Genomic DNA, 18,952 nt, shown 5'->3' on the forward strand with positions numbered 1-18,952 from the left:
ACTTTAAGATAATGAAAAGCCAATTATATATCAGCAATTCAAAATAAAGCAGGATCACCATCATGCTTGCGCAATTAATTCGCTCATTTGACGCTGCATTTGTAACTGTTCAACAAAGTGAGTTAACTGAATTGATGGTGCTGTATGCTGCTGTTGATAGCGGTTACGGATGTTGAGCTCACAGTTGGCTAAAACGTCTGCCATTTCTAATGATTCATTTTTACGAATAACCAAAGCTTCTTGGTGTAATACATTGGCTAAACGAAATGCAGCCGCTCCATCGCGCTGATGGACATAACTATTATCAATAACAACATCATCGATATCAGTTTGGTTTAATAGTACTTGCGCCACAGGCAATTCAAATTTAGTTCTTAAGTCATTTGACCTGTGCGTGGCAGTTTGAAACTGCGCCATGTCACGAGCATCGGCAGAAAGTAGTGAAAGTAATAAGCCAAACTCACCCCGTCGGTTAGAACCAATCGCATGATTGAGTCTCGAACCTAGCTGGGATTCATTAACTAATGTACTACTTGCTTGAATTGCATTCATTTAGAACAAAAATAAACCTATAAAACAAACCATTGAAACTTTATCGACCAAACAAGCCATAGCTTTAGGTTTAATTTCAAATTCGAATAAATGAATACAGCGATTTATTGACAAGTACGAAGCGAGTGCTTTCTTTTAGCAATAACCCCCTAACCTGATAGAGATTCTTTTAGCAATAAGCCAATTACTAACCATATTGAACAAGAATACATCCACAAAACAACTTGTTGTAAGTTAATTGACCAAACAGTCGCAACTTTACCGTTTATTTCATATTTAGGCTTTACAGCAGAATTTTTTCTGACTACTATTGCCGCCGCAATTGAGGAGGGGTTCCCGAGTGGCCAAAGGGATCAGACTGTAAATCTGACGGCTCAGCCTTCGAAGGTTCGAATCCTTCTCCCTCCACCATTTGCACACAATTTGTAGAGAAATACTCTGGAGGGGTTCCCGAGTGGCCAAAGGGATCAGACTGTAAATCTGACGGCTCAGCCTTCGAAGGTTCGAATCCTTCTCCCTCCACCATTTCTACCGCAAAGAGTGCGCAAAGAGTGAAAGTAAAAAGCGCAATAGGCCAATATTGTGTGCAAGAAAAGAAGTTAAGAAAATGTGGAGGGGTTCCCGAGTGGCCAAAGGGATCAGACTGTAAATCTGACGGCTCAGCCTTCGAAGGTTCGAATCCTTCTCCCTCCACCACTTCTTAAGTTCAATATGAAGTAAAAGCTGTAAACATTGCAGGCCAATGCAATGCGCAAGACCGAAGTAAGATAATGTGGAGGGGTTCCCGAGTGGCCAAAGGGATCAGACTGTAAATCTGACGGCTCAGCCTTCGAAGGTTCGAATCCTTCTCCCTCCACCACTTCTTAATTCAATCAGAAGTAATTGCTACAAACATTACAGGTCAATGTAATGCGTAAGACCAAAGTAAGATAATGTGGAGGGGTTCCCGAGTGGCCAAAGGGATCAGACTGTAAATCTGACGGCTCAGCCTTCGAAGGTTCGAATCCTTCTCCCTCCACCACTTCTTAAACACCTACTGTTACTTATTTAGTTTACTCTCTTGCAAGTCCTCCATTGTTCAATCTCTCTCACTGTAAAAACACATTCAATCAAATATTTACACAATATCATCAAACAAAGTCTTAGAGTTTTTCTGCTACCAATCTCAGTAACTTTTCACTATTATTTAAGCTAAATGTATTATTCAGAGGCTACAAAGTGACTAATTCTTGGGTAAATCAAGCAATAGAAAAAATCGAAGCTGACTTTCAACGTAGTGCCGACACTCACTTAATAAAACTCGACACCCCACACTTAAACGGTATTGATATTTACCTAAAAGATGAAAGTACTCACCCTACGGGTAGCCTTAAGCATCGCCTCGCTCGATCTTTGTTTCTGTATGCCTTGTGTAACGGTTGGATAAAAGAAGGCACGCCTGTAATTGAATCATCTTCAGGCAGCACTGCAGTCTCAGAAGCCTATTTTGCCAGATTACTGGGCTTACCCTTTATCGCAGTTATGCCAAGCACTACAGCAAAAAGAAAAATTCAACAAATTGAATTTTACGGCGGTCAATGCCATTTTGTTGATCACTCAAGTAAAATCTATGCCGAATCGGAGCGATTAGCTGCTGAGTTGGACGGCCATTATATGGATCAATTTACTTACGCAGAACGCGCTACCGATTGGCGCGGTAATAACAATATTGCTAATTCTATTTTCAATCAGATGGAAAAAGAGCAACACGCTATTCCATCATGGATAGTAATGAGCCCAGGTACTGGCGGGACATCAGCCACGATAGGTCGATATATCCGTTATCAACGTTTAGACACTAAACTTTGCGTAGTAGACCCAGAAAACTCTGTTTTTTTCGATTACTTCACTACTGGCGATAAAACTGTGAGCTGTAGCAACGGCAGTAAAATTGAAGGCATTGGGCGACCACGTGCCGAACCCTCATTCATTCCAGGGGTTGTTGACGAAATGCGCAAGATCCCAGACCCAGCCTCTGTTGCGACTATTAATTGGTTAGAAAATATCATAGGCCGTAAAACCGGTGCATCCACAGGAACAAACCTTTACGGGGTTTTACAAATTGCCACAGAAATGGCGGCCAGAGGGGAAACTGGCTCGATAGTGACCCTGATCTGTGACTCAGGCGAACGTTATTTAGACACCTATTACGATGCAGATTGGATCGCTGAAAATATTGGTGATTTAAGCCCTTATAATGCGGCGCTCAAAAAATTTAGTGAAACGGGTGGTTTAGCCTGCCCGGCGACAACTAAATTGGCTTTATAGCCGAATAAACAGAGTAAATTACAAGCTTACAAAAAAGCCCATACATGACGTAATGTAGGGGCTTTTTTGCATTCTCAGGGCATTAATTCAAAAAGATTTAATTCAACATCTTAAACCTAATCGATGTCTAAATACTTATGAGTTTGAATTGATAAACGCCAGTTGCGTGCAATACACGTTGCCATGGCTAATTCGGTTGCTCGTGGTTTTTGACTAATTGGTTGTAAGCAAACTGTTTTACCTGTTAAATCGATATCAGCTAATAAGTTATCTAGTTCATCAATATGCTTTTGTGTGGCTACAGGATGCTTAATTTCATCAGCACGATTTAACGCTTGAGCTAACACCACGTAACCACCTTTCATATTCACTTTTGGCGATACAGTTACCCAAGTTTTGTTGTCACAAATAACCTCAAATGTACCACTGGTTTCTATTTGAGTTTGATAACCCTGGCTGTGAAGCTGGCTTGTTAATTCACGCAAATCATATAAACACGGCTCGCCGCCGGTTATAACCACATGTTTAGCATTAAAGCCCTTAGCTACAAATGCGTTAACTAACTCTTCTGCTGTTAGCTCTGCCCAGCGGCCTATCGTGCCATCGACTTGAATCACAAGTTCTGACGCCACGCGATTTTGTTCAAGTAGTTCCCATGTTTGCTTAGTATCGCACCAAGAACAACCCACCGGACACCCCTGAAGTCTTACAAAAATAGCTGGTACTCCGGTGTAAGTCCCCTCGCCTTGTATTGTTTCAAACACTTCATTCACTGGATATTTCATGATCTTGCCTCTTGGTTAACCGGGGCGCAGTTATAGAGGATTTCGACCCGAGTCGCAAGTAGTTTAAAAGCATTCGTTGCTGCGTTAAACTATGCAATCTTATTTATTACAAGATTATATTTTATTATGTCAAAAGCCGTTGTAGTTTTTAGTGGTGGTCAAGATTCGACAACCTGCCTCATCCAAGCCCTCCAACAATTTGATGAGGTGCACGGCATTACCTTCGATTATGGACAACGACATAGAGAAGAAATTGAAATAGCCCAAGATCTTGGGCTCAAACTAAAGCTTGCCAGTCATAAAATTATGGATGTTACGCTATTAAATGAATTAGCAATTTCAGCTCTAACTCGTGACTCTATCCCAGTTTCTAATGAGCTCATGGAAAACGGCTTACCTAATACGTTTGTTCCTGGTAGAAACATTTTATTTCTGACATTAGCAGGCATTTATGCTTATCAGTTAGGTGCAGATACCGTCATTACTGGAGTCTGTGAAACTGATTTTTCTGGTTACCCAGATTGCCGCAATGATTTTGTAAAAGCCATGCAAGCTGCACTAGAACAAGGAATGGACAAAAAGCTGACTATTTCGACTCCGCTGATGTGGCTTGATAAAGCTGAAACATGGGCGTTAGCCGACAAACTACAGAGTTTAGATTTAATTCGCCATGAAACGCTAACTTGTTATAACGGCATTAAAGGTGATGGTTGTGGTACTTGTCCTGCTTGTCTGTTAAGAAAGCGCGGCTTAGAAGATTACCTCAACAATAAAGAGTCTGTTATGGCACAACTGATCGCTAAAAACAATTAAACCAAAGATGCCTCAACTAAAGCCCATTAAGCGTTATAACGCCAGATCTTTGCTAACAAGCCCATATTTAGTGGCATTAGTTTGTAGCATTGTCTGTATCTGTTTGTTTTATCAAGGACTAGATAGCGAGCTTGCGTATCAAAGAAGCTTAATTATAGATGGTCAATGGTGGCGTTTAATTAGTGGTAATTTACTGCACACGAATGCATGGCATTTAGTCATGAACCTAGCCGGTTTATGGGTCATTATTGCGTTACATGAGCAACATTACAAAGCTGCTGGCCTTAGCCTTCTGTTTATTATTCTGTGCCTACTGCAAGGGATCGGCTTACTCGCCTTTTACCCAGCACTTATCGGTTACGTAGGTTTAAGTGGCATGCTACATGGACTTTTTGCTTATGGTGCTGTGTATGATATTCGACAAGGTTTTAAGTCTGGCTATCTGTTATTACTTGGCGTAATCATTAAAGTCGCTTATGAGCAGTCTTTTGGTGCTAGCGCAGAAATGACTGCATTAATTAATGCTAGGGTGGCAACTGAAGCACACTTAGTCGGCTTAATAAGTGGGATTATCTGTGCGCTGATCATTTGGCTAAGTCAGCTCTCCTTAAAACGGTATCAAGCTAAATGCAATAAACGAGTATCTAAAGTTTAAATACTAAGCTCTAGCGTTAATCTAACACTCAGCTTTAGCCGTTCAACGACACAGATTATAGGTTCTCAACCTTTTATTTATTGCATCAAAAAAGGCAGCTTAGTTTCCTAGGCTGCCTTTATGACGGTTATTACGTTAGTAAACCAGCTTAATTTTGAATAAGAGTTCCAATTAGTAACATCGCCATGACAACAGTTCTAATCTCCTAGAACACAGCAGTTAAATACCTGGGTACACGCCCAAGTCATTTATGCTTTAATAAATTGCTCTCGTAATCGGCCCACTTTATCTCGAATAGCTGCGGCCTCTTCAAACTCAAGATTTTTAGCATGCTCGTGCATCTGTTTTTCAAGTCTATCAATTTCATGGCTGATATCGGCAGGTTTGACGTGGTAATCCGCATCTCGCTCGGCTACACGCTTGAGCTCACCATTGGATATATCGCTCGTATCACCAATATCCATTACATCGGTAATTTTCTTAATAACGCCTTTTGGCGTTATGCCATTATCCAGGTTATATTGATGCTGTTTTTCACGACGACGATTGGTTTCAGTAATCGCTTTATCCATCGATTTAGTGATCCTATCGCCATATAAAATCACTTTACCATTCACGTTACGCGCAGCACGACCGATGGTCTGAATAAGTGAACGCTCTGAACGCAAGAATCCTTCTTTGTCAGCATCTAGAATACACACCAAAGATACCTCTGGCATGTCTAACCCTTCTCGAAGTAAGTTAATGCCGATGAGCACATCAAATACACCAAGTCGTAAGTCACGAATAATCTCTACTCGCTCAACAGTATCAATGTCAGAATGCAAGTACCTTACTTTAACTCCGTGCTCATCTAAGTATTCAGTTAAATCCTCAGACATTCTTTTGGTTAAAGTTGTCACCAAAACTCGCTCATTAACAGCTACGCGCTTTCCAATTTCTGATAGCAAGTCATCAACTTGAATACCAACTGGTCTTACTTCAATCTCCGGATCGAGAAGACCTGTAGGTCTTACTACTTGCTCAGCTATCTCACCGTCTGACTTATCAATTTCATAATCACTTGGCGTAGCAGACACAAAAATACTTTGGGGCATTAATGCTTCGAACTCTTCAAACTTCAATGGACGGTTATCGAGCGCTGAAGGTAAGCGGAAACCATATTCTACAAGATTCATTTTTCTCGATCGATCACCCTTATACATAGCGCCAATTTGTGGCACAGTGACGTGTGATTCGTCAATTATCAATAAACCGTCTTCAGGTAAATAATCTAGTAAAGTAGGCGGCCCATCACCTGGAGCGCGTCCAGACAGATAACGTGAATAGTTTTCAATACCCGAGCAATAACCAAGCTCGGTCATCATCTCTACATCGTATTGCACGCGTTCGGTGATCCGCTGCTCTTCAATCAACTTATTAAGATCAAGTAACTGCTTCTTACGATCGCGTAGCTCTTCTTTGATCTCTTCGGTTGCCGCTAGAATTGATTCACGTGGGGTAACGTAGTGACTTTTTGGATAAACGGTAATTCGAGCGATGCGTTTAACAATGTGACCGGTCAAAGGATCAAACAAACTCAAACGCTCAATTTCGTCATCAAACAGTTCGATGCGAATAGCATGCTTATCAGAGTCAGCAGGGAAAATATCAATCACCTCACCTCTAACCCGATAAGTACCACGCTGAAGCTCAATATCGTTGCGGGTATATTGCAGTTCACTTAATCTTTTTAAGATCTCGCGCTGTTGTATAATTCCACCTTCTCGAAGGTGGAGCAGCATCTTCATATAAGACTTAGGATCACCTAGACCATAAATAGCCGAGACAGAAGCAATAAGCACCACGTCTTTGCGCTCTAAAAGTGCTTTAGTCGCTGACAAACGCATTTGTTCAATGTGAGCGTTAACAGACGCATCTTTTTCAATAAAGGTTCCGGTCGACGGGACATAGGCTTCAGGTTGGTAATAGTCATAGTAAGAAACAAAGTATTCAACCGCATTATGCGGAAAGAACTCCTTCATCTCACCATAGAGCTGTGCGGCCAATGTTTTATTAGGCGCCATGATAATGGTTGGGCGCGACATCTTTTCAATAACATTAGCAATGGTAAATGTCTTACCTGAGCCGGTAACTCCCAGTAATGTCTGGCAAGCAACGCCCGATTCAAGACCATCAACTAATTTATTAATAGCCGTTGGTTGGTCACCAGCAGGTTTATACATGGATTCTAATTGAAATACAGATTCAGACACTCAGATACTTCCTTCAAAAGATAAGCAGTTATTTTACCCTAATTTGTTTACTAATGGCGCAATATTGTCAATTTAGGCATGAGGGCATTCATTGCAAAGTATCTACATCAATACGCCAAGATACAGAAGCAGCGCACTCACCTGCGAAGCAAAACTCCCGGAATGTCTAAAACAGAATAACGAAATAGCAATCAAATGCCCTCGGAGTTACACCCCTAGATGCATAACACAGCCTTTGAGATACGTTAGCTATCGATTTTTAGACCAGTACGCTTTATCGAAGCAGCATTAATTAACGACTGCCTTTTGCCGTTTTAGCAATTGTTATTGTAATTGCCAGTCTAACATTAGCAATATGCTATATAATTAGTGCCGTTGAATATTATGATGAAATTTTATAACGCCGCCTTGAAGCTCACTTGGCCAGCTGACCTCCGCGTCAACGCCAGTAATAACGCTAGATTAATTCACAATAGATACCGACAAGTTTGTTACAAGATTCTTACAACTAATCAAATCATCCTAATTAACTGTTGCTTTTTCCATCGCATTGTTTTTAATCGTTAAAAAAATCTGCAAAGAATTTCGCTCAATTTAACCTCAAGCCACTATCCATCGGCGATTGCCGTTGATTTTTTCGATTAACCCACAGGCTTATCCACAGATTTAGTGGATAACTCTTGCAAAGCTTGTGGCTATGGGCATTTAAGCAGCAATCCCCATAAAACGAGACCAAAGCTATTTTCTGTAATTTTACTACTTTTGTAATTAATCTGGCTCGGTAGAGCGAATTTTTGAGCGAGTTATTAAAAATTGTACAATCGAAAACTATGAATATCTCATAGGCTTATATTGCAACTGCTCATATATTAACAAAAATGCTGCATTCGCCATCATTATGCGCGTTAGGTGACCACTTAAGCGTATTATTTCATTTTTTTCCCCTTGTTGAGTTGACTCAATTGTAAGAGCGATTTAATATGCGCTCCGTCTTCAACGAGACGTAACTTAAACGCTTCCCCTGTAGTTCAGTTGGTAGAACGGCGGACTGTTAATCCGTATGTCACTGGTTCGAGTCCAGTCTGGGGAGCCAAGTTGAGTTAGATTAGATAATTATCTGATAATGTAAAAGCAATTCCCCTGTAGTTCAGTTGGTAGAACGGCGGACTGTTAATCCGTATGTCACTGGTTCGAGTCCAGTCTGGGGAGCCACTTTTACAAAGTAAGAGAGTTATCGAACTAAAAATAGCAATTCCCCTGTAGTTCAGTTGGTAGAACGGCGGACTGTTAATCCGTATGTCACTGGTTCGAGTCCAGTCTGGGGAGCCATTTTTAGTCAAAGTTGAAGATTGTTATAAAAGTAATTCGATTCCCCTGTAGTTCAGTTGGTAGAACGGCGGACTGTTAATCCGTATGTCACTGGTTCGAGTCCAGTCTGGGGAGCCACTTTTATAATGTAAACTAAAGGTTTTTGCGATTCCCCTGTAGTTCAGTTGGTAGAACGGCGGACTGTTAATCCGTATGTCACTGGTTCGAGTCCAGTCTGGGGAGCCACTTTAGTCTTTTAGTTAAATTTAGTTGTGTTAAAGTAATTCGATTCCCCTGTAGTTCAGTTGGTAGAACGGCGGACTGTTAATCCGTATGTCACTGGTTCGAGTCCAGTCTGGGGAGCCACTTTAATATAACACTGCTTTAAAAAGGTTTATGCGATTCCCCTGTAGTTCAGTTGGTAGAACGGCGGACTGTTAATCCGTATGTCACTGGTTCGAGTCCAGTCTGGGGAGCCAACCTTTTCACTTATATTCCTCGTAGTTTCAGTTCAAACACTAAAGCACCTACAATTAATAATTAAATCTGTTTATAATGCTGGCAATTAACATGTCGTCACTCGTTATCGAGTATTCATGCATGAATGGATTCTTATGCCAACATCTAAGTTTTTTCAATTATTCTTAATTTTGTTATTTTCTGCACTCACATTTTTGAGTTACCAGAATGAAAAGCGTAATTTAGACACTAAGAATGCCAGCCTGTTAAAGCAATACGCTGAAATAATTAATAAAGAAAAGCAATGGCAAGGAAGCGGTGAATCATTATACAAACAGCTACAACCTGCTGTCGGATTTCAATTTTTCCAGTATATAGATAGCAACGACAGCGGTAATAACTTTACTCGTGGTACTTTGCAAACCAACAACATTTCCCCTCTATCACCATTATTTATTACCGACTTGGCAGACACTCGCTCTCTACTAGCCGGTCGCTTACAAGTCAAACTTTCCAATAAATCCGCATTAAGCCAAACTATTACACGCTTTGAATACCACTTAATGATTATTTGGAGCAGTTTTTTACTCATTAGCTTTATTTATTTTCTCTTTACCGCAAGGCAAAAGAGCAGTATTAAATACATTGCTAACAAAATTGAAGATCTCGGCAACCTCTCCTTTGATGCTATTGAACACTCAAAAATTAAAAGAGAATATAACGTTGTCATTCAGTCTTTAGAAAATAGTCAGCAGACATTAAAAGCCAAACTCAATGAGCTACAAGCAGTCAATGAACAACTAACAAAAACAGCATTTCAAGATCCTATTACAGGATTTGGCACTCGCGCCCGTTTCACCGAGAAATTGGAGCAGATCTGTCGGCCGCAGCATAAAGAGGTCGGTGTTCTCTTTATCATTAAGGCAACCGAACTAGGGACAATTAACCAAATGGTTGGGCGAGAAGGGGGCGATGATTACTTAGCCCGAATTGCCAATGAAATTAGAGCAGCATTTAAGAGTAAACCACAAACATTGTGCTTTCGTATATCTACAGCAGATTTTGCTATTGTACTGCCAGATGCAAATCTAAAACAGGGAGTTGCGATTGCGAGTGTATTATCCACTACATTTAGTGAATATCAACAGCAAGTAGGTACAGCTTCAATTGCTCATATTGGCCTAGTGCCGTACTTACAAGATAGCGATCCGGTCTCGTTAATGACATTAGCTGATACTGCGGTTAGTATTGCGCAAACCTTAGGCCCTAATAGCTACCACTTGCAAGAAGAGCTTACTGGCGATGAACTTTTTGGTGAAAGCCGCTGGAAAGTTGCGATTACTGAATTACTACGTAGGCGCTCAATAAAGTTTTATGTTCAAGCCATCCGCCCTTGTCGTAACGATGTCGAATCGTATAAAGAACTACTCACTCGATTTTATAATAGTGAAGGAAAGGTTTTCCCGACAACAACCGTTATAGCAATGGCAGAGCGCCACGGAATGAGCGGTGAAATAGATAAACTCGTCATACTTAACGCAATCCGTTTACTCATCGAATCACCTAAAATCACCGGCCTTATTGGTATTAATATAAGTGCTGCATCGGCGAGTAACCGAACTTTTGTCTCTTGGATGAAAAACATTTTACAGCAACAAAGGCATATCGCGGCTCGGTTAATATTTGAAGTTAATGAGTCGGGCATGCAAACAAACCTCAGCGCCACCTATCATTTTATCAATGAATTACACAGTGTAGGTTCAAGAGTATCTATTGAGCGCTTTGGCCATGGTTTTACTTCATTTAAGTTTTTCAAAGAAGTTCGACCTGACTTTATAAAACTTGATCATAGTTACACTCAAGGGATTAGCACAGATCCGCAGAACCGATTCTTTGTAAAAATGATTATCGACATTGCGCGTAAGTTGGGGATCCGCGTGATTGCAACAGGCGTCGAAAAGCAAGAAGACAAAATCATTATGGAACAACTACTTATAGATGGTCTGCAGGGGTATTACATAGCAAAACCGACACCGTTAATTCAAGGTGGAAAATCTGAAGCAATGGCTTAATACTGCTGATTTATAGAGCAATCCTTTTGTCCTTGCTTTCTATGTGTTGTTAATAGCTACGGAAAAGTCGATAATAGTCAAATTCTGTCTAAAAATTTGAATAGAGATGAGTGAATATCTCCTTTTATTGATTGGCACTGTGCTAGTCAATAACTTCGTATTAGTAAAATTTCTTGGCCTCTGTCCCTTTATGGGAGTGTCGAGCAAGCTCGAGTCTGCGATTGGAATGTCAATGGCGACAACGTTTGTGTTAACACTAGCGTCTATTCTCAGCTACCTCGTCAATCAATACCTACTGCTTCCTTTTGATCTCGGCTACTTACGCACAATGAGTTTTATTTTAGTCATTGCGGTTGTCGTGCAATTTACCGAGATGCTGGTACAGAAAACCAGTGCCTCTTTGCATCGAGCTCTAGGGATTTATCTGCCATTAATTACGACCAACTGTGCCGTATTGGGTGTGGCTTTGCTCAATATTAACGAGAAGCATGGCTTTATCGAGTCGGCTATTTTTGGTTTTGGCGCAGCAGTCGGTTTTTCGTTAGTTTTAGTGCTTTTTTCAGCCATGCGCGAACGCTTGGCCGCAGCAGATGTTCCAACTCCCTTTAAAGGTGGCGCTATCGCCATGGTTACCGCAGGGTTAATGTCCCTCGCCTTTATGGGATTCACAGGATTGGTTAAATAGACATGTCAGGAATTGTAATTGCTGTCGTTGTATTGACGGTACTCGCCCTCGTTTTTGGTGTTTTACTCGGATTTGCCGCAGAAAAGTTTAAAGTAGAAGGCAACCCTCTTACCGACCAAGTCGAAGCTTTACTGCCACAAACTCAATGTGGTCAGTGTGGTTACCCTGGTTGCCGCCCCTACGCTGAAGCTATTGCTGGCGGTGATAAGATCAACAAATGTCCTCCTGGTGGTACCGCCACTATGGAAAAGCTCGCTGATTTAATGGGCGTGGACCCTGAGCCTCTTAATGCTACCGAAGAAGTACAAGTCAAAAAAGTCGCTTATATTCGCGAGGATGAGTGCATAGGCTGTACTAAGTGCATTCAGGCCTGCCCTGTTGATGCCATTTTAGGCTCAGGTAAACTCATGCATACCGTTATCACAGACTATTGTACGGGTTGTGATTTATGCGTGGCACCCTGCCCAGTTGATTGCATTGATATGATACCAGTAGAACAAACCACTAAAACTTGGGATTGGCAATTAAATGCTATTCCAGTCAAGCAGTTGCAAGAGGATAAGCCGTGTTAACTTTATTAGAACAAATTGATAAAGGAACGCTTTGGCGCTCACATGGCGGTGTTCATCCTCCAGAATTAAAGAACTTATCTAATAAGACAACTATTCGCCAAATTCCATTGGCTAATCAGTATGTTTTACCTTTGCCACAAGTTGGCGATAGTGCTTTGTTAGCGGTTAAAGTCAATGATCGTGTTCTAAAGGGACAAGCATTAACCAGCGGCACAAGCTTTGCGTACAGCCCTGTTCATTCACCGACTTCTGGTATTATTACAGCAATCAAAGCAATGCCAAGTAATCATGCATCTGGCATTGAAGTACTTAGCTGTGTCATCCAAGCAGATGGCCTAGACGAAGCGAAGACAGTTGAACCTTCCGATATTGAAACATTAAGTAATCAAGACATTCTTAAAAAAATTCAGCAAGCTGGTATTGCGGGGCTTGGCGGCGCAGCATTTCCTACTCATATAAAATTAAGTCCAGCTAGTGATATAGAGTTGGTGATAATCAATGGTATCGAGTGCGAACCTTATATCACCTCTGATGACAGATTAATGCGCGAGCATAGCGACGAGATCCTAAGTGGTATTGCTATCATTCAACGTCTTCTTTCGCCAAAGCGCATAATTATCGCAATCGAAGACAATAAACCAGAAGCCATCGATGCTATGCAACATGCCTTAAACCGCAGCCAATTAGCGTCAGGCAGCACACGCATCACAGCAGTCCCAACCAAATACCCTTCTGGTGGTGAAAAGCAGCTTATTCAAATCCTAACTGGCCAAGAAGTGCCCTCAGGGGCGATCCCTGCTCAACTTGGTATGCTAGTACAAAATGTTGGCACAGCCTATGCGATTAATGACGCTGTCATTAACGGATATGCATTAACAAACCGGGTAGTAACCGTTACTGGCTTGAATAGCCAAACACCTGGTAACTACTGGGTTCCCATTGGTACACCAGTTAAGCATATTCTCGACTCGTTGGGTTTTAGTGGTGACTTTTCATCTGATAAGATAATTATTGGTGGCCCAATGATGGGGCATTCACTACCCGATCTTGCAGCTCCAGTGCTTAAAGGCACCAATTGTATTTTGCTGCCAAGTAAAGAAGAAATTGCAGATGATGTCACTGAAAAGCCGTGTATTCGCTGCGGCGAATGTGCTGTTGCTTGCCCTGCTCTTCTGTTGCCTCAACAATTATTCTGGCACTCAAAAGCCGAAGAGTACGACAAAGCTGCAAGTTTCAATTTACATGACTGCATCGAGTGTGGCTGCTGTAGCTACGTCTGTCCAAGTGACATTCCACTTGTAGAGTATTATCGCATTGCAAAATCGGCGATACGCAGTCAAACCGAAGAAAAAAAGCAGGCGGATTTTGCTAAGCAACGTTTCGAAGCCAGATTACAACGTTTAGAAGAAGAAAAGCTTGCCCGTGAAGCCAAAGCAAAAGAAGCAGCAGAGCGACGTAAAGGTACTATGGCTGCTAGCGATAAAAATGCAGTTGCTGAAGCAATGGCACGAATTAAAGCTAAAAAGGCCGCAGAACAAGCAAGTGAAAACGAAGCTGCCGAGCCTCAACTCGATAAAAAAGCACAGATAGCAGCTGCGATTGCTCGTGCAAAAGCTAAAAAAGAGGCTTCCGCCTCTAACAGCTCTGAATCAACAACTTCAGTAACTATCGATGATAAAAAGGCGCAAATTGCTGCTGCAATAGCTCGAGCAAAAGCGAAGAAATCATCAACACCTGCTGCGGACGTCTCAGTTAACAGCTCCCAAGATCCCCAAGCTTTAGATAAGAAAGCGCAAGTTGCCGCTGCTGTTGCCCGTGCTAAAGCCAAAAAGGCAGCCGCTAATACAGCAACGGCTCAACCTAGTGAGCTATCAGTTGAATTACAAACCGATACGGAAACGACTGTTGATACGCCTGTGAATGATAAGCAAGCGAAAATCGCTGCTACCGTTGCTCGCGCTAAAGCCAAAAAGGCAGCCGCTAATTCAGCAGTGGCCCAACCTAGTGAGCTGTTAGTTGAATTAAAAACCGATACGGAAACGACTGTTGATACACCAGTGAATGATAAGCAGGCGAAAATTGCTGCGGCAGTTGCTCGCGCTAAAGCCAAAAAGGCAGCCGCTAATTCAGCAGTGGCACAACCTAGTGAGCAATCAGTTGAATTAGAAACCGATACGGAAACGACTGTAAATACGCCAGTGAATGATAAGCAGGCGAGAATCGCTGCTGCAGTTGCTCGCGCTAAAGCCAAAAAGGCAACCGCTAAACTGGCAGATGAAACAACTGATGTCGTACAAAACACGAATGAGAGTTTAGCAGAAGCTTCGATTAGCGATAACGGCGCCCTTTCGGGCTTAGATGACAAGCCCTATGCTCCAACAGAGCCGGTTAGCCCCTCACAAGAGGGAGAGGTTAAACAACAAGAGCCTGCGTCAACAATGACCGCTGAACAACAGAAAAAAGCGCGTATCGCAGCAACAATTGCCAAAGCAAAGGCGAAGAAAGCCCAGGCAAAATTGCAGGAAAAGGAATAAAACATGGCGTTTAAATTAGCCTCATCACCGCACTTAAAAGTGCAGTTACAAACCCAAACGGTTATGCGCCGCGTGATTTTATGTGCACTGCCGGGTATTGCTGTACAGAGTTATTTTTTCGGTTTTGGTGTTCTCATCCAAGTGTTATTAGCTGTTTTTGTGGCTTTGGCGGCAGAGTCCGCAGTTTTAGCATTAAGAAAACGTGCGATCGTACCAACAATCAGTGATAACAGTGCCGTGCTCACCGCTGTATTGATAGGTGTAGCCATACCACCTTTAGCACCTTGGTGGTTAGTGGTGATCGGTACTTTGTTTGCAATCGTGCTAGTCAAACAGCTATATGGCGGTCTTGGACAAAATATCTTTAATCCAGCCATGGCAGCTTACGTTATGTTGCTGATCTCTTTTCCTGTACAAATGACAAGTTGGTCAGTGCCTTTAGCTATTGCACAAAACCCAATGGATATTAGCCTAACTCTGCAAGCTATTTTTGGATCAATGTCCATCGAGCAGCTTAATACCTATAAGCTCGGTTTTGACGGTATAGCAATGGCCACTCCGTTAGATACGGTAAAAACAGACCTTGCACTTGGATTAACCATGACCGAAAGCCTGAGTAAGTCAGTGTTCTCCGATGGTTTTGGCGTTGGTTGGTTTTGGGTCAATATGGCTTACCTTGTTGGCGGCCTAGTGATGTTAAAGCTTAAGGTTATTCGCTGGCATATTAGCTTTGCGATTTTAGGTTCGCTATTTATCTGCAGTGGTTTTGGTTATTTACTAAACCCAGATACTCACGTTGGGCCATTAATGCAGCTGTTTTCGGGTGCAACAATGATTGCAGCATTTTTCATTGCTACAGATCCGGTGACTGCAGCAACCAGCATTCGTGGGCGTTTAATTTTCGGCGCACTTATTGGCGTATTAGTATACGTGATCCGCACCTACGGTGGTTACCCAGACGCTTTTGCTTTTGCTGTTCTGCTCGCTAACCTTTGCGCGCCGTTTATTGACTACTACATTAAACCGCGCACTTATGGTCACCGCACCGGCAACTGAGTTTAAAGAGAATTTATTTTGAAAAAATCGATGCTAAAAAATGGTTTATTACTAGGTCTATTTGCACTTTTGTGTACAGGGCTTGTGGCTGTGGTCAATGAGTTTACGTTCGACAAGATTAAGCAACAGGAAAAAGTTGAGCTTGCACGCGTATTACACCAGATTGTACCTGATGAAATCCATGATAATGAGCTAACAGAACATTGTATTATTCTCCAATCTGAAGACGCTTTAGGTACTACGGAGCCTCTACCCGCCTATATTGCTACTAAAAGTAATCAAGGTGTTGCAATTGCAATTGAGGCAATAGCACCAGATGGATATAACGGTAATATACGTATTATCATTGGTATCAGTCACTCTGGTGAAGTATTAGGCGTACGCACGTTAGCGCATCAAGAAACACCGGGCTTAGGTGACAAAATTGAGCTAAGAAAGTCTGAGTGGGTAAAATCATTCGATGGGCTTTTCTTGCAGTCAGACAAAGATAAGCGCTGGAACGTCAAAAAAGATGGCGGTGAAATTGATCAATTTACCGGCGCAACGATTACGCCGCGCGCTTATGTAAAAGCAGTGAAAAAAGCAGTGCTGTACTTTAATGCAAATAAAGCTGCGCTATTGTCTACACCAGCTAACTGTGAGGTAGGAAATGAGTGATTATAAAGAACTTGCAAGACAAGGTTTATGGAAGAATAACCCTGGCCTTGTACAGTTACTCGGCTTATGCCCACTACTTGCAGTTACCGCAACGTTAACCAATGCGTTAGGTCTTGGTTTAGCAACAATGCTGGTACTGATTGGCTCAAATATTTTGGTTTCTCTTGTTCGGGATTTTGTACCCAAAGAGATCCGAATTCCTGTATTCGTTATGATTATTGCTGCCCTTGTGACAACCGTTCAGTTGCTAATCAACGCCTACGCATATGGTTTATACCTTTCTTTAGGTATTTTCTTACCGCTTATTGTAACTAACTGCGTCATTATTGGCCGTGCAGAGGCTTACGCTTCACGTAATAACGTCGCTAAGTCTGCTTTTGACGGGTTAATGATGGGACTTGGCTTCACATTGGTTCTGTGTATTTTAGGTGCAAGCCGCGAGATCCTAGGCCAAGGAACACTATTTTACGGAGCTGACCAATTACTCGGCGAATGGGCAAAATCACTAACTATTCAAATCTGGCAAGTGGATACCAGCTTCTTGCTTGCTATGCTGCCACCAGGGGCGTTTATTGGTATGGGCTTACTGATTGCGCTTAAGAACGTAATCGATCAGCATTTAGCAAGTAAACAGCCTAAAGCTGAACTTGAGGCTCCTACACGCGCTCGTATTACCAAGGTTAATTAGTCCCGTTTGATCAATAGAATAAATATAAAACAATACGGAAATTTAAAATGAACGCAGAAAAACGTCGCTTAATTCTAGAAAGGTTAAGGGAGAATAACCCTCATCCAGAAACTGAGCTTAATTTCTCTAGCCCATTTGAGCTTTTAGTTGCCGTTACTCTATCCGCTCAAGCAACTGATGTAAGTGTGAATAAGGCAACCGATAAGCTGTTTCCTGTTGCAAACACTGCCCAAGCCATTGCCGACTTAGGTGTTGAAGGGCTAAAGCAATACATTAAGACGATAGGTTTGTATAACAATAAGGCTATTAATGTCGTTAAAGCCTGCGAAATTCTAGTTGAAAAGTACAATGGTGAAGTCCCTGCAAACAGAGAAGCCTTAGAAGCCCTGCCTGGTGTTGGGCGAAAAACAGCGAACGTTGTACTCAATACCGCTTTTGGCTGGCCTACCATTGCTGTAGACACCCATATTGATAGGGTTTCGAATCGCACTAAGTTTGCAATGGGTAAAAACGTTGTTGAAGTCGAAAACAAACTGCTTAAAGTAGTGCCAGCAGAATTTAAAGTAGACGTACACCACTGGCTTATTCTGCACGGACGTTATACTTGTATTGCCCGTAAGCCTCGCTGCGGAAGTTGCATTATCGAAGACTTGTGTGAGTTCAAAGATAAGGTTTATCCAGAAGATTAATATTTAATCCAACATTTAGATAAATCAACAAAAAAGCCGCTAATAGCGGCTTTTTTGTATCTCTATGTCAACAAACTATTTGTTAGGCCAATTTATAAACCTAGACCCAACTATAAAACAACCTAACAAAATTTATTTAGTACATACAGATAAAGAAAACAGTTAAAAACGCAGCAATAATAACAGTAAGACCAAGTGACATTTTTAGTTCAGTTTGCATAGTGTTCTCCTTTAAATACTCAGCTAATAGTATAAGAAACAAGAGACTTTCTCAGACTAATTTAAAGATTTTGTGATCCATGCACTGACTAAAGAAATTGATCTGGCTCAATTTTTACAAAGTGTGTCTATCAAGTAGAATTTCGATATACTTCGCCTCAACTCTTACCCTATCAATTGGATATCTAATCATGGCACAACTATTACATACCATGCTTCGCGTTGGCAATCTTGAACGCAGTATTGAATTTTACACCAAGGTTTTAGGTATGAAACTGCTTAGACAAAGCGAGAATAGTGAATATCAATATACCTTAGCGTTTGTTGGATTTGATGAAGAATCAACAGGCAGAGCAGTGATTGAATTAACTTATAACTGGGGAACTGAATCTTATGAGCACGGCAATGCTTTTGGGCATATAGCTATCGGTGAAGAAGATATCTATGCTCGCTGTGAAGCGATTACCGCAGCCGGTGGTAAAGTTATTCGCCCTGCTGGTCCAGTTGCAGGTGGAAACACTGAAATTGCTTTCGTAGAAGATCCTGACGGCTACAAGATTGAATTTATCCAGATGAGTTCAGCCCAGAAAGGTTTAGGCTAAAAAATTAAAATTTTATTATTGATGAATAATAAAAAAGCGCCTTT

15 protein-coding genes and 12 tRNA genes are annotated in these 18,952 nt (G+C 41.7%); 24 read left to right on the forward strand and 3 right to left on the reverse strand.

The window, feature by feature from the left end; translation table 11 throughout:
- Positions 1 to 60 precede the first annotated feature (60 nt).
- On the reverse strand, positions 61 to 552 hold the full coding sequence (locus L2747_RS01155) for a VC2046/SO_2500 family protein (RefSeq protein ID WP_248997294.1): 492 nt from the start codon (positions 550 to 552) through the stop codon (positions 61 to 63).
- Between the two features lie 326 nt (positions 553 to 878).
- On the opposite strand from L2747_RS01155, the gene L2747_RS01160 reads away from it, so the two are divergent.
- From L2747_RS01160 to L2747_RS01185, 6 genes are all read left to right on the forward strand, one after another.
- A tRNA-Tyr gene (locus tag L2747_RS01160) sits at positions 879 to 963 on the forward strand.
- Positions 964 to 992: 29 nt separating this feature from the next.
- Positions 993 to 1,077: transfer RNA gene (locus L2747_RS01165), tRNA-Tyr, on the forward strand.
- Positions 1,078 to 1,163: 86 nt separating this feature from the next.
- A tRNA-Tyr gene (locus L2747_RS01170) sits at positions 1,164 to 1,248 on the forward strand.
- A 78-nt stretch (positions 1,249 to 1,326) separates the two neighbouring features.
- A tRNA-Tyr gene (locus tag L2747_RS01175) sits at positions 1,327 to 1,411 on the forward strand.
- 77 nt (positions 1,412 to 1,488) lie between these two features.
- A tRNA-Tyr gene (locus L2747_RS01180) sits at positions 1,489 to 1,573 on the forward strand.
- 197 nt (positions 1,574 to 1,770) lie between these two features.
- Positions 1,771 to 2,859, forward strand: a complete 1,089-nt coding sequence (locus L2747_RS01185) for a PLP-dependent cysteine synthase family protein (protein WP_248997295.1) — start codon at positions 1,771 to 1,773, stop codon at positions 2,857 to 2,859.
- A gap of 116 nt (positions 2,860 to 2,975) precedes the next feature.
- On the opposite strand, the gene queE is transcribed toward L2747_RS01185, so the two are convergent.
- Entirely contained in the window at positions 2,976 to 3,644 is a 669-nt protein-coding gene (gene queE, locus L2747_RS01190; protein WP_248997296.1) for a 7-carboxy-7-deazaguanine synthase QueE, read from the reverse strand.
- A 126-nt stretch (positions 3,645 to 3,770) separates the two neighbouring features.
- Between queE and queC the strand changes: the two genes are divergently transcribed.
- Both queC and rrtA read left to right on the forward strand, forming a co-directional pair.
- A complete protein-coding gene (queC, locus tag L2747_RS01195) occupies positions 3,771 to 4,457 on the forward strand; it encodes a 7-cyano-7-deazaguanine synthase QueC (protein ID WP_248997297.1) in 687 nt (228 codons plus the stop codon).
- 7 nt (positions 4,458 to 4,464) lie between these two features.
- Complete coding sequence (rrtA, locus tag L2747_RS01200; RefSeq protein ID WP_248997298.1) at positions 4,465 to 5,112, forward strand: rhombosortase; 648 nt, start codon at positions 4,465 to 4,467, stop codon at positions 5,110 to 5,112.
- A gap of 248 nt (positions 5,113 to 5,360) precedes the next feature.
- Here the strand turns inward: rrtA and uvrB are convergent, their stop codons facing one another.
- On the reverse strand, positions 5,361 to 7,367 hold the full coding sequence (uvrB, locus tag L2747_RS01205) for an excinuclease ABC subunit UvrB (RefSeq protein WP_248997299.1): 2,007 nt from the start codon (positions 7,365 to 7,367) through the stop codon (positions 5,361 to 5,363).
- Between the two features lie 1,017 nt (positions 7,368 to 8,384).
- Between uvrB and L2747_RS01210 the strand changes: the two genes are divergently transcribed.
- The 16 genes from L2747_RS01210 (at position 8,385) to gloA (ending at position 18,908) form a co-directional block, all read left to right on the forward strand.
- A tRNA-Asn gene (locus L2747_RS01210) sits at positions 8,385 to 8,460 on the forward strand.
- A 43-nt stretch (positions 8,461 to 8,503) separates the two neighbouring features.
- Positions 8,504 to 8,579 (forward strand) — tRNA-Asn (locus L2747_RS01215).
- Between the two features lie 41 nt (positions 8,580 to 8,620).
- Positions 8,621 to 8,696: transfer RNA gene (locus L2747_RS01220), tRNA-Asn, on the forward strand.
- 41 nt (positions 8,697 to 8,737) lie between these two features.
- A tRNA-Asn gene (locus tag L2747_RS01225) sits at positions 8,738 to 8,813 on the forward strand.
- A gap of 32 nt (positions 8,814 to 8,845) precedes the next feature.
- Positions 8,846 to 8,921, forward strand: a tRNA-Asn gene (locus L2747_RS01230).
- 44 nt (positions 8,922 to 8,965) lie between these two features.
- Positions 8,966 to 9,041, forward strand: a tRNA-Asn gene (locus L2747_RS01235).
- A 37-nt stretch (positions 9,042 to 9,078) separates the two neighbouring features.
- Positions 9,079 to 9,154, forward strand: a tRNA-Asn gene (locus tag L2747_RS01240).
- A 135-nt stretch (positions 9,155 to 9,289) separates the two neighbouring features.
- A complete protein-coding gene (locus tag L2747_RS01245) occupies positions 9,290 to 11,206 on the forward strand; it encodes an EAL domain-containing protein (RefSeq protein WP_248997497.1) in 1,917 nt (638 codons plus the stop codon).
- A 106-nt stretch (positions 11,207 to 11,312) separates the two neighbouring features.
- On the forward strand, positions 11,313 to 11,891 hold the full coding sequence (gene rsxA / locus L2747_RS01250) for an electron transport complex subunit RsxA (RefSeq protein WP_012277028.1): 579 nt from the start codon (positions 11,313 to 11,315) through the stop codon (positions 11,889 to 11,891).
- A gap of 2 nt (positions 11,892 to 11,893) precedes the next feature.
- Positions 11,894 to 12,463 carry an electron transport complex subunit RsxB gene (gene rsxB, locus L2747_RS01255; RefSeq protein ID WP_248997300.1) on the forward strand — a complete coding sequence of 190 codons (570 nt, stop codon included), beginning with the start codon at positions 11,894 to 11,896 and terminating at the stop codon, positions 12,461 to 12,463.
- Complete coding sequence (gene rsxC, locus L2747_RS01260) at positions 12,457 to 14,997, forward strand: electron transport complex subunit RsxC (RefSeq protein WP_248997301.1); 2,541 nt, start codon at positions 12,457 to 12,459, stop codon at positions 14,995 to 14,997. Before rsxB ends, rsxC begins: the two co-directional genes overlap by 7 nt.
- A 3-nt stretch (positions 14,998 to 15,000) precedes the next feature.
- Positions 15,001 to 16,053, forward strand: coding sequence for an electron transport complex subunit RsxD (gene rsxD, locus L2747_RS01265; RefSeq protein WP_248997302.1), 1,053 nt, complete (start codon positions 15,001 to 15,003; stop codon positions 16,051 to 16,053).
- Between the two features lie 18 nt (positions 16,054 to 16,071).
- Entirely contained in the window at positions 16,072 to 16,710 is a 639-nt protein-coding gene (gene rsxG / locus L2747_RS01270) for an electron transport complex subunit RsxG (RefSeq protein ID WP_248997303.1), read from the forward strand.
- On the forward strand, positions 16,703 to 17,398 hold the full coding sequence (locus tag L2747_RS01275) for an electron transport complex subunit E (RefSeq protein WP_248997304.1): 696 nt from the start codon (positions 16,703 to 16,705) through the stop codon (positions 17,396 to 17,398). Before rsxG ends, L2747_RS01275 begins: the two co-directional genes overlap by 8 nt.
- Positions 17,399 to 17,445: 47 nt before the next feature.
- Complete coding sequence (gene nth / locus L2747_RS01280) at positions 17,446 to 18,087, forward strand: endonuclease III (protein ID WP_248997305.1); 642 nt, start codon at positions 17,446 to 17,448, stop codon at positions 18,085 to 18,087.
- 410 nt (positions 18,088 to 18,497) lie between these two features.
- The gene (gloA, locus tag L2747_RS01285) at positions 18,498 to 18,908 is read left to right on the forward strand and encodes a lactoylglutathione lyase (protein ID WP_248997306.1); all 411 of its coding nucleotides are present in this window, start codon (positions 18,498 to 18,500) and stop codon (positions 18,906 to 18,908) included.
- Positions 18,909 to 18,952: the final 44 nt, after the last annotated feature.

This window comes from Shewanella marinintestina (genome assembly GCF_023283845.1).
GTDB lineage: Bacteria > Pseudomonadota > Gammaproteobacteria > Enterobacterales > Shewanellaceae > Shewanella > Shewanella marinintestina.

Coding starts and splice junctions, on each gene's coding strand:
- L2747_RS01245 (WP_248997497.1), top strand. CDS start 9,290: ATGCCAACATCTAAGTTTTTTCAATTATTCTTAATTTTGTTATTTTCT.
- queE (WP_248997296.1), bottom strand. CDS start 3,644: ATGAAATATCCAGTGAATGAAGTGTTTGAAACAATACAAGGCGAGGGG.
- gloA (WP_248997306.1), top strand. CDS start 18,498: ATGGCACAACTATTACATACCATGCTTCGCGTTGGCAATCTTGAACGC.
- rsxA (WP_012277028.1), top strand. CDS start 11,313: ATGAGTGAATATCTCCTTTTATTGATTGGCACTGTGCTAGTCAATAAC.
- nth (WP_248997305.1), top strand. CDS start 17,446: ATGAACGCAGAAAAACGTCGCTTAATTCTAGAAAGGTTAAGGGAGAAT.
- queC (WP_248997297.1), top strand. CDS start 3,771: ATGTCAAAAGCCGTTGTAGTTTTTAGTGGTGGTCAAGATTCGACAACC.
- L2747_RS01275 (WP_248997304.1), top strand. CDS start 16,703: ATGAGTGATTATAAAGAACTTGCAAGACAAGGTTTATGGAAGAATAAC.
- rsxD (WP_248997302.1), top strand. CDS start 15,001: ATGGCGTTTAAATTAGCCTCATCACCGCACTTAAAAGTGCAGTTACAA.
- rrtA (WP_248997298.1), top strand. CDS start 4,465: ATGCCTCAACTAAAGCCCATTAAGCGTTATAACGCCAGATCTTTGCTA.
- rsxB (WP_248997300.1), top strand. CDS start 11,894: ATGTCAGGAATTGTAATTGCTGTCGTTGTATTGACGGTACTCGCCCTC.
- L2747_RS01155 (WP_248997294.1), bottom strand. CDS start 552: ATGAATGCAATTCAAGCAAGTAGTACATTAGTTAATGAATCCCAGCTA.